The 13836-nt window shown below is 38.5% G+C and carries 14 protein-coding genes; 9 read left to right on the forward strand and 5 right to left on the reverse strand.

Annotated elements, in window-relative coordinates; genetic code table 11:
• The first annotated feature begins 103 nt into the window (after nt 1–103).
• Nucleotides 104–745: a DUF1684 domain-containing protein gene (locus MWU82_RS09640; protein ID WP_215948603.1), complete on the forward strand. Its 642-nt coding sequence runs from the start codon at nt 104–106 to the stop codon at nt 743–745.
• A gap of 51 nt (nt 746–796) precedes the next feature.
• Here MWU82_RS09640 and MWU82_RS09645 read toward each other — a convergent pair whose 3' ends face one another.
• The 4 genes from MWU82_RS09645 to crcB form a co-directional block, all read right to left on the reverse strand.
• Nucleotides 797–1864 (reverse strand): outer membrane beta-barrel protein, encoded by a 1068-nt coding sequence (locus tag MWU82_RS09645; RefSeq protein ID WP_215948602.1) that lies wholly within the window; start codon nt 1862–1864, stop codon nt 797–799.
• Between the two features lie 117 nt (nt 1865–1981).
• Nucleotides 1982–3232 (reverse strand): ammonium transporter, encoded by a 1251-nt coding sequence (amt, locus tag MWU82_RS09650; protein ID WP_247096221.1) that lies wholly within the window; start codon nt 3230–3232, stop codon nt 1982–1984.
• A 36-nt stretch (nt 3233–3268) separates the two neighbouring features.
• Entirely contained in the window at nt 3269–3607 is a 339-nt protein-coding gene (locus tag MWU82_RS09655) for a P-II family nitrogen regulator (protein ID WP_111625191.1), read from the reverse strand.
• A 297-nt stretch (nt 3608–3904) separates the two neighbouring features.
• Nucleotides 3905–4273 (reverse strand): fluoride efflux transporter CrcB, encoded by a 369-nt coding sequence (gene crcB / locus MWU82_RS09660; protein ID WP_247096222.1) that lies wholly within the window; start codon nt 4271–4273, stop codon nt 3905–3907.
• Nucleotides 4274–4940: 667 nt separating this feature from the next.
• On the opposite strand from crcB, the gene MWU82_RS09670 reads away from it, so the two are divergent.
• Nucleotides 4941–5330 (forward strand): nucleoside triphosphate pyrophosphohydrolase family protein, encoded by a 390-nt coding sequence (locus tag MWU82_RS09670; RefSeq protein ID WP_215948599.1) that lies wholly within the window; start codon nt 4941–4943, stop codon nt 5328–5330.
• Between the two features lie 93 nt (nt 5331–5423).
• On the opposite strand, the gene MWU82_RS09675 is transcribed toward MWU82_RS09670, so the two are convergent.
• A complete protein-coding gene (locus MWU82_RS09675; protein WP_247096224.1) occupies nt 5424–6497 on the reverse strand; it encodes a branched-chain amino acid aminotransferase in 1074 nt (357 codons plus the stop codon).
• A 105-nt stretch (nt 6498–6602) separates the two neighbouring features.
• Here MWU82_RS09675 and MWU82_RS09680 point away from each other — a divergent pair, with 105 nt between their 5' ends.
• The 7 genes from MWU82_RS09680 to MWU82_RS09710 all read left to right on the forward strand — a co-directional run bounded on the left by MWU82_RS09680 (nt 6603) and on the right by MWU82_RS09710 (nt 13836).
• The gene (locus tag MWU82_RS09680) at nt 6603–7106 is read left to right on the forward strand and encodes a DUF4920 domain-containing protein (RefSeq protein ID WP_247096225.1); all 504 of its coding nucleotides are present in this window, start codon (nt 6603–6605) and stop codon (nt 7104–7106) included.
• A 1-nt stretch (nt 7107) separates the two neighbouring features.
• Nucleotides 7108–7773 (forward strand): tRNA (5-methylaminomethyl-2-thiouridine)(34)-methyltransferase MnmD, encoded by a 666-nt coding sequence (gene mnmD / locus MWU82_RS09685; RefSeq protein ID WP_247096226.1) that lies wholly within the window; start codon nt 7108–7110, stop codon nt 7771–7773.
• Between the two features lie 130 nt (nt 7774–7903).
• Entirely contained in the window at nt 7904–8866 is a 963-nt protein-coding gene (locus tag MWU82_RS09690) for a TIGR01777 family oxidoreductase (RefSeq protein ID WP_247096227.1), read from the forward strand.
• 146 nt (nt 8867–9012) lie between these two features.
• Nucleotides 9013–9585, forward strand: coding sequence for a nucleotide exchange factor GrpE (locus tag MWU82_RS09695; RefSeq protein WP_247096228.1), 573 nt, complete (start codon nt 9013–9015; stop codon nt 9583–9585).
• A gap of 9 nt (nt 9586–9594) precedes the next feature.
• Entirely contained in the window at nt 9595–10719 is a 1125-nt protein-coding gene (gene dnaJ / locus MWU82_RS09700) for a molecular chaperone DnaJ (protein ID WP_215948594.1), read from the forward strand.
• A gap of 850 nt (nt 10720–11569) precedes the next feature.
• Nucleotides 11570–12493, forward strand: a complete 924-nt coding sequence (locus tag MWU82_RS09705; protein WP_215948593.1) for an ATP-binding cassette domain-containing protein — start codon at nt 11570–11572, stop codon at nt 12491–12493.
• 5 nt (nt 12494–12498) lie between these two features.
• Nucleotides 12499–13836 (forward strand): ABC transporter permease, encoded by a 1338-nt coding sequence (locus tag MWU82_RS09710; RefSeq protein WP_247096229.1) that lies wholly within the window; start codon nt 12499–12501, stop codon nt 13834–13836.

The following is a 13836-nucleotide window of genomic DNA, read 5'->3' on the forward strand; positions in this document are numbered from 1 at the left end:
TAGTTTCGGATTTACTTCATAAACCGGCCTAAGGTAGGGTTGCTATCCAAAATTCTTTTATTCAGAAAAATGGATGTTGTATTTTTATGCCAAAAGCAGGAAAATGAAGCAATTATTTTTGGTTTTATTCTTATTGTCATTGAGCTGTAAGGAAAAGAGGTACCATGATCAAGAGGAAAAGAATACGGTGGAACTGGAGTCCGGGGCCATGGAGGATATTGTGCAATTTCAGAAAAAAATGAATGAAGAATTCAAGGATCCTGAAACCTCGCCCTTGCCGGATAGGTTTAGAAAGGATTTTACAACTTTGGATTTTTATGAGCCGGATACCACCTATAGGATTATCGCAAAATTCACTCGGACACCCGAGGCCTTACCTTTTATGATGCCGACCACTACAGAACGTCAGACGGAGGAGGTTGTTTTTGGGATTATAACTTTTAGTCTAAAAGGACGTACCCATAAATTGGAAGTTTATCAAAATCAGGAATTGATGCAACAGGAGAAATACAGGGATTATTTGTTTTTGCCCTTTGCGGACCTTACCAATGGGGAGGAAACTTATGGTGGGGGAAGATATTTAGACTTGACTATTCCCACAGGAGATACAATTCTTTTGGATTTTAATAAGGCCTATAATCCATACTGTGCTTACAATCCAAAATATTCCTGTCCGTTGGTTCCCAAGCAGAATAGGCTCGATATTGAGATTACGGCAGGGGTGAAGGCGTTTAAAAAGGAATGAAAATAAAAAGCCCCGCTTTAAGCGGGGCTATAAATAATAAACTCAATTTTTTTAGAAAGAGTAAACGGCTGCTAGTACAAATGAGGATAAGCTCTTTTGTGGAGCCAAATCCGAATCTAGAAAATTAAAGGAATCATCTGATGCACTATCCAATCGCAACTCAGGCTTGATTATTAAATTGCCTATTGTGGCGCTACCTGTAAGAGTTACTGCAAAAACACTGGAATCTTCAACCCCAGTTCCAATGGCGCCATAGTCTCCTGTTTCTGTGAAATATTCACCTCTTAATCCTAAGGTAAAGTTATCAGAAGTAGCGTATTGTGGATAAAGAGCTACACCGGCAAAACCAATATCATCATTATCGTAAAGGGCCGCATTGACTCCTAAAAAGAATGATTCTGATAAATCGAATCCACCTGTGAAGTCAATTTCAAATGCCCCGTCATCAGCAAGGAAGTTTAGGAATTGACCACTATATCCCAATTGAGCACCGAAAGCATATTTCTCTGTAGGATTCAATTCAGTTTGATCGGTTGGGTTCATGATCGCCAACATTAAGCTAAAATCATCAGATAGGGCAAAGTCTGCTTTCAACCCAGTGTGGGAGAAAGGACCGTAAGAAAACAAGTAGGATGTACTGTAGTTAAAATTGGCAACAGGGGATATTACTTCGTAACCTAAGAAGGTGTTAAAGTTACCGAATGTCAATTTAACCGATTCGCTTAAATTCCAGTATACATACAATTGGTTTACAATGTTTCCGGTAGCTGAATATAAAGGAGAAGCAAAAATAGCATCTGTTCCTCTAGGTCCAAAAACAAGGTCGGCTACAAACCCAACATCTTCTCCTTCGTAAGCGGCAATCACATTGGCCATTCCTAAAGCAAAACCAGGTAAGTTGGCAAATGAAGATCCAGGAGCGGCATTAGGTAGGCCAGAAGTATCGTCAAAACCGTTGTCACCATTTAAGTTAGTTCTGTAGTAGGCATCAACACTTCCGCTTAGGCTAAATTTCTTGGCTTCCTCTTCGTCTTCTTGGGCGAAAGTTACTGTTGAGGCAAGGGCAAATGCTAGTAATAGTAAATTTTTTACGTATTTTGTATAAATAATCGTTTTCATAATTCAATTGTTTGTATCCTTTGTCTAAGGATGTTAGCTAATTATTGAGTATTGTGATGAAAAAAGGTTATTAACGGAGCGTTCTGCAAAACGCTCCGTTACCTTTTGTTTTGTTTATTAGTGTTGGTTCATTCTGAAGTCGGCATAAGCATCCATTCCGTGCTCATGTAAATCCAAGCCTTCCAATTCTTCTTCTTTGGAAACTCTGATACCAGAAGTTTTCTTGATTGCGAAAAGAATTATAAATGCAGTAACACAGCAGAAAACACCAGCTGCAGCTACTCCTGTTAACTGATATAAAAATTGTGTTACACCAGCTTTAACTCCAAAGATTCCTACTGCCAAAGTACCCCAGATACCACAGATAAGGTGCACTGCAACTGCTCCAACTGGATCGTCCAGTTTTAATTTGTCCACCAAGGCAACACCCAATACAATAACTGCACCTGCAATTAGACCTATAAGGATGGACTCGAAAGGAGACATTAAGTCAGCTCCGGCTGTAATTCCTACCAAACCGCCCAAGATACCGTTCAACATCATGGTAAGGTCATAGTTTTTGTAAAGAACTGTAGATAAAATAAAAGATCCTATACCACCTGCAGCTGCAGCCAAACAAGTTGTAACCAATACTATTGAAGTCCCAGCTGGATCTGCAGATAATACCGATCCTCCATTAAAGCCGAACCAGCCTAACCAAAGAATAAGTACCCCTGCTGCTGCCAAAGGAATGTTGTGTCCTGGAATTGCATTTGGTGTGCCATCTTCGTTAAATTTACCAATTCTTGGTCCTAATATATATATGGCAATTAAAGCTGCCCATCCTCCAACGGAATGTACCAAGGTAGATCCTGCGAAATCATGGAAACCTCCATCTTCACCACCTAGTGTGGAAAGGAATCCGCCACCCCATTGCCAAGATCCTACAATTGGATATACCAGACCTACATATACTATGGTGAATATCATGAATCCACCTAGTTTAATACGTTCTGCTACTGCTCCAGAAACAATGGTAGCAGCTGTTGCGGCAAACATCGCTTGGAAAAGAAAGTCTGTCCAATAGGTATATCCTTCACTATAGGTAAGGTCCAAACTACCATCTGGTAATATTGGGGCTTCAAGGCCGAATCCTGCAAAACCAAGGTAGCCGTTGAAATCACCAGGATACATAAGGTTAAATCCTCCTATATAATATAGGAGCAACCCTGTACAAATGATGAATACGTTCTTAAATAAAATGTTGATTGTGTTTTTTTGTCTGGTTAGTCCGATTTCCAAAAGTGAAAATCCTAAATGCATGAAGAATACGAGAGCCGTACATATCATCATCCAAACGTTATTTGCTGTAAATAATCCTACGTCCATGTTGTTGTTGTTGTTGTTTGTTGGTTCTTAATTTTTTTAGTTGATTCCTGCTTTTCCGCTTTCTTTTGTTCTGATGCGATAGGCTTCCAAAACTTCGGAAACGAAAATTTTACCGTCACCTACGTTGCCGGAATACGCTGTTTCCAGAATAGTGTTTACGGTAGTCTCCAAGAAATCGTCCGATATTACAATGGAAAGATACCTGCGTTGAATGTCGGATGTACTATAGGAAATGCCTCTATAGACATGACCTTCTTTTTCATTTCCAACTCCCGTTACGTCCCAGTAACTAAAAAAGTTTACTCCAATTTGATGTAACGCTTTTTTTACGTCATCAAATTTTGACTTCCTAATAATTGCCTCGATTTTTTTCATAATTGATTTATTATTTATGAGACAAAAATATATATTAAATACATACCCCCCTATTTTTTAGGGGGTATATGCGTTAGAATTACATTTTATATAAAAATGCCCCATTTATTTTAAGGGTATAATGATTCATAAAGATTATTATGTTGATTTGTTAAAACTTTTAACACTTGTTTTGGTCAAAAACTGAAAAAATCGCGTCTTTTTGGGTATTTTACTATTGATAATGCAGGAAAATGATCAATTCCACCAAAATAAATAGAAAGGTCAATAAATGTGTTAAAAGATTTTGATGGGAGTTTATAACTTGGAAAACCAGAATCCGATAGCTACGGCAAGGATTCCAATTACAAGACTGGCAAGAGTATAAGCAGCAAAGTTGATGAGGTCCCCGGTTTTTAGAAAGGAGTGTTGTTCCAGGGCAAAAGTTGAAAAAGTAGTGAAGCCACCACAGAAGCCTGTAGTTAATAATAAGGTCTGATTGGCTGAAAGGAAATTGTTTTTAATAGAAAGTCCTAAGATAAAACCAATAAGCAGGCAACCTAATATATTGGCTATAAAAGTGCCGAGAAAAAAATTATGAAAAGTATTGTTGAATGTTTTGCTTATTAAAAACCGTAAGCCGCTACCTAGGCCCCCTCCAAGAAAGACGAGTAGAAACTGCTTCATTTACATATTGCTTTTATTCCTTGGTCAAGGTAAATAAAATATATCATATATATAAAGGTCTCAATAATGGGCATAGCGTAATTGTAAATACTACCATAAAATAGTATTTAGGCAAAGATGCATTAATTTTCTTTTAGACAAGAATTAAACTGCCTTCTTATATTTCGAGTTAATTAAATCTAGGGGGAAGATTACTGTAGTAGATTCTGAAATACTTTTGACGGACTTTTCTTTCTTTTTGGGGCTACTGTTAAAACTAACTAAAAAAAGTAATGCGTTTATGCCAATAAGAACTAATAAAATACTGAAAAAAGTTACCATACAACTAAGTGATTTAGTTACTTAACGCAAAATTACGTCATTTCGTACATTAAACGTTCTAAAAGTCCAATTTGTTATATGAGGGTGTTCTTTTTATGGGGAAGCAAAAATAAATGTTAATTTTTAAGGAAATATTTAATAAGGAATAATATTACTATGAATAATGTGAAGAAAAGTCCTACCCATTTAACGCCTTTGTAATTTTTTTCATGTAATTTTTTGTCTTTTTGATAGGATATCGCAGTAATTACTACAAAAGCGACAAAGAAAAGACCTGCAAAAATTAATTGTCCGGTACTGAACATATTTATATTTTTACGCAAATCTAACTTAAATAATTACAATAATGAAAAGTAAACTTAGTGCGGTAGAATTGTTTCATAATTCGTTTGGGTTGGGTGTTTCCAAAGAGATCAGGGCAGATTTGGGCAAGGATAAGAATTTACTTCGGTTTAATTTGATGGACGAGGAAAATAAGGAATATTTGGAGGCTGCAACCAACAACGATGTAGTTGAGGTGGCGGACGCCCTTGGCGATATGCTATATATATTGTGTGGAACTATACTGGAACATGGTATGCAATATAAAATTGAGGAAGTTTTCGAGGAAATACAACGGAGCAATATGAGTAAATTGGGAGAAGATGGCAAACCTATTTATAGGGAGGATGGAAAAGTGCTTAAAGGGCCCAATTATTTTAAGCCCAACTTGGTAGACATTTTGGATAAAAAATAGGGCATCGAATTTTGGGATGTACAATTGAATCAAAAAAAAGCCCTTCATCTATTTATTACAGAAGAAGGGCTTTCTATAGGTGTAAATTTAATATTACTTGATATCCACTTGATATCTCCAGCCAAATTTATCTTCCGCCTTGTTATATTGTATGTCTGTAATACGCTTCTTTAAAATGGAGGCGTAACTATCTTTTATTTCCGGAAGGTCATAATCCTTTTCTTGGTAACCAAAAGTGGCGATAGGGGAGATTACCGCAGCGGTACCTGCTCCGAACATTTCTTTAAGACTACCGTTTTTTGAAGCTTCAACAACCTCTTTTACTGTAATTTTTCTAACCTCTACCGCTATGTTTTCGTCTTTGGCAATCTCTATAATGCTCTTTCTGGTTATACCGTCCAATATTCTATCGCTCGTAGGACTGGTAATTAAAGTATCATTTATTCGAACAAAAATATTCATGGCACCAGCCTCCTCAATATATTCGTGGCTGTTGTCATCGGTCCAAATTACTTGGTTATAACCCTTTTCAACTGCCAACTGTGTAGGGTAAAACTGTCCGGCGTAATTACCGCCGGTCTTGGCAAAACCCACACCACCATTGGCTGATCTTGAATATTTCTCCTCTATCAAAACTTTTACCTTCCCAGCAAAATAGGAGGCCGATGGGGAACAGGCAATAATAAATTTGTATTCGTCCGAGGGGGAAGCATGGAATCCGCATCCAGACGCAAATACAAAAGGTCTAATATATAAGGAGCTTCCTTCGGCGGTTGGAATCCATTTATGATCCAATTTCAAAAGTGCCGTTAAACCGTCCATAAAGTAATTTTCAGGGAATTCCGGCATGGCAAGTCTTTTGGACGATATGTTGATCCGTTTTTGGTTTTCCAAAGGACGAAAGAGCCAGACATTTTGATCTTTGTCCTTATAGGCCTTCATTCCTTCAAAAACAGATTGTCCGTAATGAAAAATTTTAGCGGATGGGTCAAGCGTAATGGGTTGATAGGGAACTATTTTTGGTGTTTCCCAAGCGCCATTCTTATAATCGCAGACCATCATGTGATCTGTAAAATACTTCCCAAACGATAAATTATCAAAATCTACTTTATCAATTTTCGAGTCTTTAACTTTCTCAACTATTATTGAATTTGAAACAGTTTGCATAGAGATTTAATTTAAAGCAATAAAATTAAGCAAATATCATTAGTAGTACTTCTTTTTTCGTCTAAAAATACCCAGTTTTGTAAAGTGATTTAAATTCTGAATATTTTGAGGCAATTTAACATTTTGATTGTGATTTTTATGGTGTTTTCGGCTAGTGTGGCGCAAAATAAGACGTTGGTGCCGACCAAGACATCCTTAATTGACGAGAGTTATGAATATTTTGGAACTCAATTTGACGATTCCGACGCCTTAAGTAGTGGGGAAATGCTTGGGAATTATGAAAAAATGTCCAAAGCAGATAGGCTTGCATCCAAGTTTTTCGCTCTGGTAACGGAGGTTTGTAAGGCAAAAGGATGTTGGATGAAATTGCAATTGGGGAATGGCGAAGTAAGCATGGTTAAATTTAAGGACTATGGTTTCTTTGTACCACAGGAATTAGTGGGAAAAGAGGTTATTGTAAATGGTTTGGCCTTTGTTGAAGAAATGAGTATAACGGACCAAAGACATTTTGCCCGTGATGGGGGAAAATCTGAAGAGGAAATTGCCGCTATAATAAAGGTTGAGAAAAAATATGCTTTTGAGGCAGATGGAGTACTGATAAAAGAATAATTTGAAAAGGAAAATCATAACTACCGCAGATGGTTCCAAAACCATTCAGATCGAAGATTGGAACGAACAGTACCATTCAATTCACGGTGCTGTACAGGAAGCTTATCATGTTTTTATAAAGCACGGTTTGTCCTTGTTCCGTGACCAACAATTGTCTATTTTGGAAATAGGCTTCGGAACGGGCTTGAATGCACTTATAACATTGGTGGAATCTGAAAAGCTAGGTTTGGATATAGCTTATAAAGGTGTAGAGGCTTATCCAGTACTCCCTGAAGAACTGGAGCAGTTAAACTATAGTGGGGCACTGGATGCAAAGGATTTTGAACAGCATTTTTTTAATATGCACCAAACTTCTTGGGAGCAATCACATCCAATATCGGCCAATTTTTCACTGATAAAACAGCAGATCGATTTTAAGGAAATTTCAGACGTTAATCTGTTTGATCTGATTTATTTCGATGCCTTTGGTGCCAGGGTGCAACCAGAACTTTGGACCGAGGAAGTTTTTGCCATTATGTTCAAGGCATTGAAAAAAGATGGGGTGTTGGTTACCTATTCGGCCAAAGGAAGTGTTAGGAGAGCTATGCAGGCTGTAGGGTTTGTTGTGGAACGTTTACCAGGGCCTCCAGGGAAAAGGGAAATGCTGAGAGCCTTAAAGGTTTCTTAATTGTTGTACTATTATTATGGATTACTTCACATCTCAAGGACTTGGACTGTTAAACCTAAACTAAATTCAATCATTTAAATCCTAAAAACCCATATATTTATATCAAAGTTGATAGAAAGAAAGCAAGGGTATGAAGGTTTTGATAACAGGTGCAACAGGTTTGGTGGGGAGTGAAATTGTGAATTTGTGCAAACAAAACAATATCTCGGTAAATTACTTGACCACCAATAAGGATAAAATCGTTTCCCAGACGGATTTTAATGGCTTTTACTGGAATCCGGAAAAAGATGAAATAGATGCAAATTGCTTCAATGGGGTAACTACAATAATCAATCTCGCAGGGTCCAGCATATCTAAGAGATGGACACGAAGCAATAAAAAAAAGATACTTAACAGTAGGGTAAAATCCCTGAGAACTTTGTTGGGGGCTATATCCAAAGTAGGAGCGCATAGTATTAAAACAATAGTGTCTGCTTCAGCAATAGGGATTTACCCCAATTCCCTTTCCCAATATTATAGGGAAGATGTAGAAGATATAGATGATAGTTTCTTGGGCGAGGTGGTATCTATTTGGGAGAAAGAGGTAGATGCCTTTGAAAAATTGAATATCCAAACTGCCAAGATTAGGATAGGATTGGTAATGTCCGATAAAGGAGGAGCATTGCCGGAAATGGCCAAGCCCGTAAAATATTATATGGGGGCTGCCATGGGTTCGGGCAATCAATGGCAATCTTGGATTCATCTTCAAGATCTAGGCCGGTTATTTCTACATGTAATTTCAAATGACCTAACGGGAATTTATAATGCGGTGGCCCCAAATCCGGTGACCAATGTTAAGCTTACCAAGGAAATTGCAAGAGTTTTGCAAAGACCTTTGTTTCTGCCCAATATTCCAAGAACACTGATGCGTTTGGTTTTAGGTGAAATGTCCTATTTGTTATTTGCCAGTCAGCGTGTAAGTAGTAAAAAAATTGAAGATTCGGGTTTTGATTTTATATATCCCAATATTTGCAGGGCATTGGAAAATATTTATTTGGACAAAGGAGAGTATAGGGCTATGGATGCGCTCTACCGGAATGAGTTTATTTCATAGGCATAATAATCATAATAGTTTTTTGAGTTCTGAACATCCGCCATTGGCGGATGTTTTTTTATAAAGTTTAATGACATTATGACATTTTTAAAGAATTGGCAGTACTTTTGCCATTTGAAATTCGGAAGTATATAAATGTATTTTAAATGAGCAACGAAAATAAAACAGAAGAGATGGAAGATGATGTTCTGAACAATATAGAGAATCAAGAATCGGAACAAGACGGTTCATCTACCGGGGGCGGGGACTTTGATCAAAGAGAAGAACTTAGCCAGGAAGAGCAATTGCAGGAAGATCTGAATAAGGAGAAGGACAAGTTTTTGCGTCTTTTTGCAGAATTTGAGAATTATAAAAGACGTACATCCAAGGAAAGAATGGATTTGTTTAAAACGGCAGGCCAAGAAGTTATTGTGTCATTACTGCCAGTTATTGATGATTTTGACCGTGCATTAAAGGAAATTTCCAAATCGGAGGATCAGGAAATGTTCAAGGGCGTAGAATTAATAAGCAATAAATTCAAGGAAACCTTAAAAAATAAAGGTCTGCAAGAAATTGAAGTCAAGCAAGGTGACGCTTTTGATGCGGAAATTCACGATGCTATCACCCAAATTCCAGCTCCTAGTAAAAAGTTGAAAGGAAAGGTAGTAGATGTAGTAGAAAAAGGTTTTAAACTGGGTGATAAAATTATACGCCATCCAAAAGTGGTTGTTGGAAATTAAAAATATTTTATGAAGGAGGATTATTATGACATCTTGGGCATTGGGAAAAATGCTACAGCGGCTGAAGTAAAGAAAGCTTACCGGAAAAAGGCAATCGAGTACCATCCTGACAAGAATCCTGGTGATGCCAAGGCAGAGGAAATGTTTAAGAAAGCGGCCGAAGCCTATGAAGTATTAAGCGACCCTAATAAGAAAGCACGTTATGACCAGTATGGTCATGCAGCCTTTGAGGGCGGCGGCGGATTTGGCGGCGGTGGCATGAATATGGATGATATTTTTAGCCAGTTCGGTGATATTTTCGGCGGTGCCTTTGGCGGTGGAGGCTTTAGTGGCTTTTCCGGATTTGGTGGCGGTGGTGGCCAAAGACGTGTAAAGGGAAGCAATTTAAGAATCAGGGTTAAGTTGACCCTCGAGGAAATAGCGAATGGGGTTGAAAAGAAAATAAAAGTAAGGAGAAAAGTTCAGGCAGAAGGGGTAACCTATCAAACCTGCGGGACCTGTGGAGGTCGTGGACAGGTAACCAAAATAACCAATACAATTCTCGGAAGAATGCAGACCGCAGCTACCTGTAGTGCCTGTGGGGGAAGTGGACAAATTATTGATAAGAAGCCTAGTGATGCGGATGCCAATGGACTAAAGGTTTCTGAGGAAACCGTGAGTATCAATATTCCTGCTGGGGTAGAGGATGGTATGCAGTTAAAAGTACCCAACAAAGGAAACGATGCTCCAGGAAATGGAGTTCCCGGGGATTTATTGGTGGCCATTGAGACAGAAGAGCACGATACGCTAAAGCGCGAAGGGGATAATCTTCATTACGACCTTTATATTAGTATTTCTGAAGCAGTTTTAGGTACCTCTAAAGAGATTGATGCCGTAGGAGGTAAGGTAAGGATTAAATTGGAAGCTGGGATTCAGTCCGGTAAAATCTTAAGGTTAAGAGGAAAAGGTATTACCAGTTTAAACGGCTATGGCAGTGGAGATTTATTGGTGCACGTAAATGTTTGGACACCAAAAGAATTAAATAAGGAGCAAAAGGATTTTTTCGAGCGTATGCAGAACAACGAAAATTTTGAGCCTAGACCCGAGAAATCGGATAAATCTTTCTTCGAAAAGGTCAAGGATATGTTCTCCTAGAAGAGCGATTACGGTTTTAAATAAAAAACGTATATTTGAGATAATATTGGGAAACCAGTATTATTTTCTTTTTCATAGCAATTTTTTTTCCCATCCTTGATTCGTTAAGGGTGGGTTTTGTTTTTTTAGTGAAACCCCGTTTTTATAAGCCCCGAAGGGGTGCAATAAACACGGTTGGTTGAACTAATCCCGCCCTTTGGCGGGATCTTAACGTTATGCCGGGTGGGTTTTGTTAGTGAAACCCCGACTTTAAGAGCTTCAGGGAAGCGAATTAAAGTTGGATGGTTGAACTAATCCCGCCTTTTGGCGGGATCTCTTAGTAGGAATGTCCGTAAGCCCCGAAGGGGTGCAATAAACACGGTTGGTTGAACTAATCCCGCCTTTTGGCGGGATCTCTTAGTAGGGATGTCCGTAAGCTCCGAAGGAGCGCAGTAAACACGGTTGGTTGAACTAATCCCGCCTTTTGGCGGGATCTCTTAGTAGGAATGTCCGTAAGCCCCGAAGGGGTGCAGTGAACACGGTTGGTTGAACTAATCCCGCCTTTTGGCGGGATCTCTTAGTTGGAATGTCCGCAAACTCCGAAGGAGCGCAGTAAACATGGTTGGTTGAACTAATCCCGCCCCTTGGCGGAATCTCAGCGTTGAACTTGGTAAGTATTTTTGCTGAAACCCCATTTCTATCAAGATTTTTTATTTGTAGCATAGGGTATTTTGGCATTTCTTATTTCGAAATTTTACGTAGTCCGCGGTTCATAATATTGTCATAGTTAAATAATGTGAAAAAGTATAATTTATAAATTTCCGGCCTATCTCTTAAATAGCAATTATATATCTTTGGGGAAATTGCATACATGAATAATATATTGGTCGCTAATGAGGTTTCCAAGCAGTTTGGGAGCCATATAGCTCTCAACAAAGTTTCATTGGAAATTCCCAAAAATAGTATCTACGGTCTGCTGGGACCCAATGGAGCTGGGAAAACCACATTGATACGGATAATTAATCAAATAATTTATCCGGATCATGGGGCAATTTTCTTTGATGGCAAGCCTTTGCAGGCCCAACATATTTCTATGATTGGATATTTGCCCGAGGAAAGGGGACTTTATAAAAGTATGAAAGTGGGGGAGCAGGCCCTATATCTTGCCCAGTTAAAAGGACTGTCCAAGGCCGATGCCAAAAACAGGTTAAAATATTGGTTCGATAGACTGGAGATCGGGGATTGGTGGAATAAGAAAATACAGGAACTCTCCAAGGGCATGGCTCAAAAGATCCAATTCATTGTTACAGTTTTACACGAGCCAAAACTTCTGATCTTTGATGAGCCCTTTAGCGGTTTTGATCCTATAAATGCCAATCTTATTAAAGATGAAATCCTTCAATTAAGGGATAAAGGCACCACCATAATTTTTTCTACGCACCGAATGGAATCTGTGGAGGAATTATGCGAGTATATTGCCTTGGTACACAAGTCCGAGAAAATATTGGATGGCAAACTTAGTGATATAAAAAAAGCATATAGGAATAATATTTATAAGGTAGGACTAGGTATACAAAGCGCCAACGGACTCTTGGAGGATCTAAAGGATAAATTTGAAATTCTATCTTCGGAATATGTAGACGATGGATTGCAACTAAATTTTACGGTGCAATTGCCCTCTGATGATACAGGTCCCTTTCTATCCCATTTATCGGGCAAGGCAAATGTCAACAATTTTATGGAGACAATTCCATCAGCAAACGACATATTTATAAGAACCGTTCAATCCAAATAATGTTTATGGGTAAGTTATCGCTCATCATAAAACGCGAATATTTAGCAAAAGTTCGAAATAAATCATTTGTGGTCATGACTTTTTTGAGTCCGATCCTCATGGTGGGAATGGTAGTTCTTATTGTGTATCTGACCAAGATCAATGATAACGAAATAAGGACTATTGGCATATTAAATGAAAGCAATTATTTTTCCACAGATTTTCAGGGAACGGAAAGCACTTCGTATGTAAAGTTTAAGGATATTGGCTTGGAGGCGGCGAAGGACTCTATTCAGAAAATGGGATTTTATGGCTTGCTTTACATTCCCAATGAACAGGACTTGGAACAAGTGGCAAGCAGGTCTTTCTTTTACAGCAAGGATGCTCCGGGTTCTTCTTTATTGGATAATTTGGAAGATGTTTTCGAAGACCGTTTACGTTTGCAGCGATTACAGGAACTAGGGGTGTCGGTATCCGATTTCGAGAGTGTGGGCAATAATTTTGAAATCAAGACTGCTACCTTTACCGGGGAACAGAACCTGAAGGGAATAACCGAAATCAAGGCGTTTATAGGTGGGGCATTTGGGTACCTGATCATGATGTTCATCATTATTTATGGTGGATTTGTTATGCGCAGTGTGATAGAGGAAAAAACAACTAGGATAATAGAAGTTATTATCTCTTCAGTGAAACCCTTTCAGCTTATGCTGGGAAAAATTATTGGGACCTCCTTGGCCGGAGTAACCCAATTTGCTATCTGGATTATTTCGGCTTTTGTAATGTTCGGTGTATTGATTCTTGTTTTCGACATTGATCCATCCGCCCTTAATTCCGGGGCAAGTAATGCACCTGGTTTAATAGGGGGGGCTGCCTATGTGGCAGCATCAGATTCTGCCATGCAATTATATGCGAACGAACTTTTTAGGATACCTTGGATAATGCTTATTTGTTTTTTTGTGATCTATTTTGTCCTCGGCTACCTAATATATAGCTCAATATATGCGGCAATAGGGGCTGCGGTAGACAACGAGACAGATACACAACAGTTTATTTTTCCAATTATATTGCCATTAATGTTGGCCATTTATGTAGGTTTCTTTTCTGTCTTTAATAACCCTCATGGCCCTATTGCTGTAGGATTCTCATTATTTCCTTTAACATCACCTATTGTAATGCTCATGCGTCTACCGGGCGGTATCGGTGAAGGAGGGGTGCCAATTTGGGAGGTTGTGGTTTCTATTCTACTATTAATTATCACTTTTATCGGTATTGTATGGCTGGCGGCCAAAATATATAGGGTAGGGATATTGATGTACGGAAAAAAGCCTTCTTATAGGGATTTGCTTAAATGGCTGAAATATTAG

The sequence above is a fragment of the Arenibacter sp. S6351L genome (assembly GCF_023016025.1).
In the GTDB taxonomy this organism is placed as follows: Bacteria; Bacteroidota; Bacteroidia; order Flavobacteriales; family Flavobacteriaceae; genus Arenibacter; species Arenibacter algicola_B.

Excerpts from the sequence above, each read along its gene's own strand:
- MWU82_RS09640 (WP_215948603.1), top strand. The coding sequence starts at position 104 with ATGAAGCAATTATTTTTGGTTTTATTCTTATTGTCATTGAGCTGTAAG.
- MWU82_RS09645 (WP_215948602.1), bottom strand. The coding sequence starts at position 1,864 with ATGAAAACGATTATTTATACAAAATACGTAAAAAATTTACTATTACTA.
- amt (WP_247096221.1), bottom strand. The coding sequence starts at position 3,232 with ATGGACGTAGGATTATTTACAGCAAATAACGTTTGGATGATGATATGT.
- MWU82_RS09655 (WP_111625191.1), bottom strand. The coding sequence starts at position 3,607 with ATGAAAAAAATCGAGGCAATTATTAGGAAGTCAAAATTTGATGACGTA.
- crcB (WP_247096222.1), bottom strand. The coding sequence starts at position 4,273 with ATGAAGCAGTTTCTACTCGTCTTTCTTGGAGGGGGCCTAGGTAGCGGC.
- MWU82_RS09670 (WP_215948599.1), top strand. The coding sequence starts at position 4,941 with ATGAAAAGTAAACTTAGTGCGGTAGAATTGTTTCATAATTCGTTTGGG.
- MWU82_RS09675 (WP_247096224.1), bottom strand. The coding sequence starts at position 6,497 with ATGCAAACTGTTTCAAATTCAATAATAGTTGAGAAAGTTAAAGACTCG.
- MWU82_RS09690 (WP_247096227.1), top strand. The coding sequence starts at position 7,904 with ATGAAGGTTTTGATAACAGGTGCAACAGGTTTGGTGGGGAGTGAAATT.
- MWU82_RS09695 (WP_247096228.1), top strand. The coding sequence starts at position 9,013 with ATGAGCAACGAAAATAAAACAGAAGAGATGGAAGATGATGTTCTGAAC.
- dnaJ (WP_215948594.1), top strand. The coding sequence starts at position 9,595 with ATGAAGGAGGATTATTATGACATCTTGGGCATTGGGAAAAATGCTACA.
- MWU82_RS09705 (WP_215948593.1), top strand. The coding sequence starts at position 11,570 with ATGAATAATATATTGGTCGCTAATGAGGTTTCCAAGCAGTTTGGGAGC.
- MWU82_RS09710 (WP_247096229.1), top strand. The coding sequence starts at position 12,499 with ATGGGTAAGTTATCGCTCATCATAAAACGCGAATATTTAGCAAAAGTT.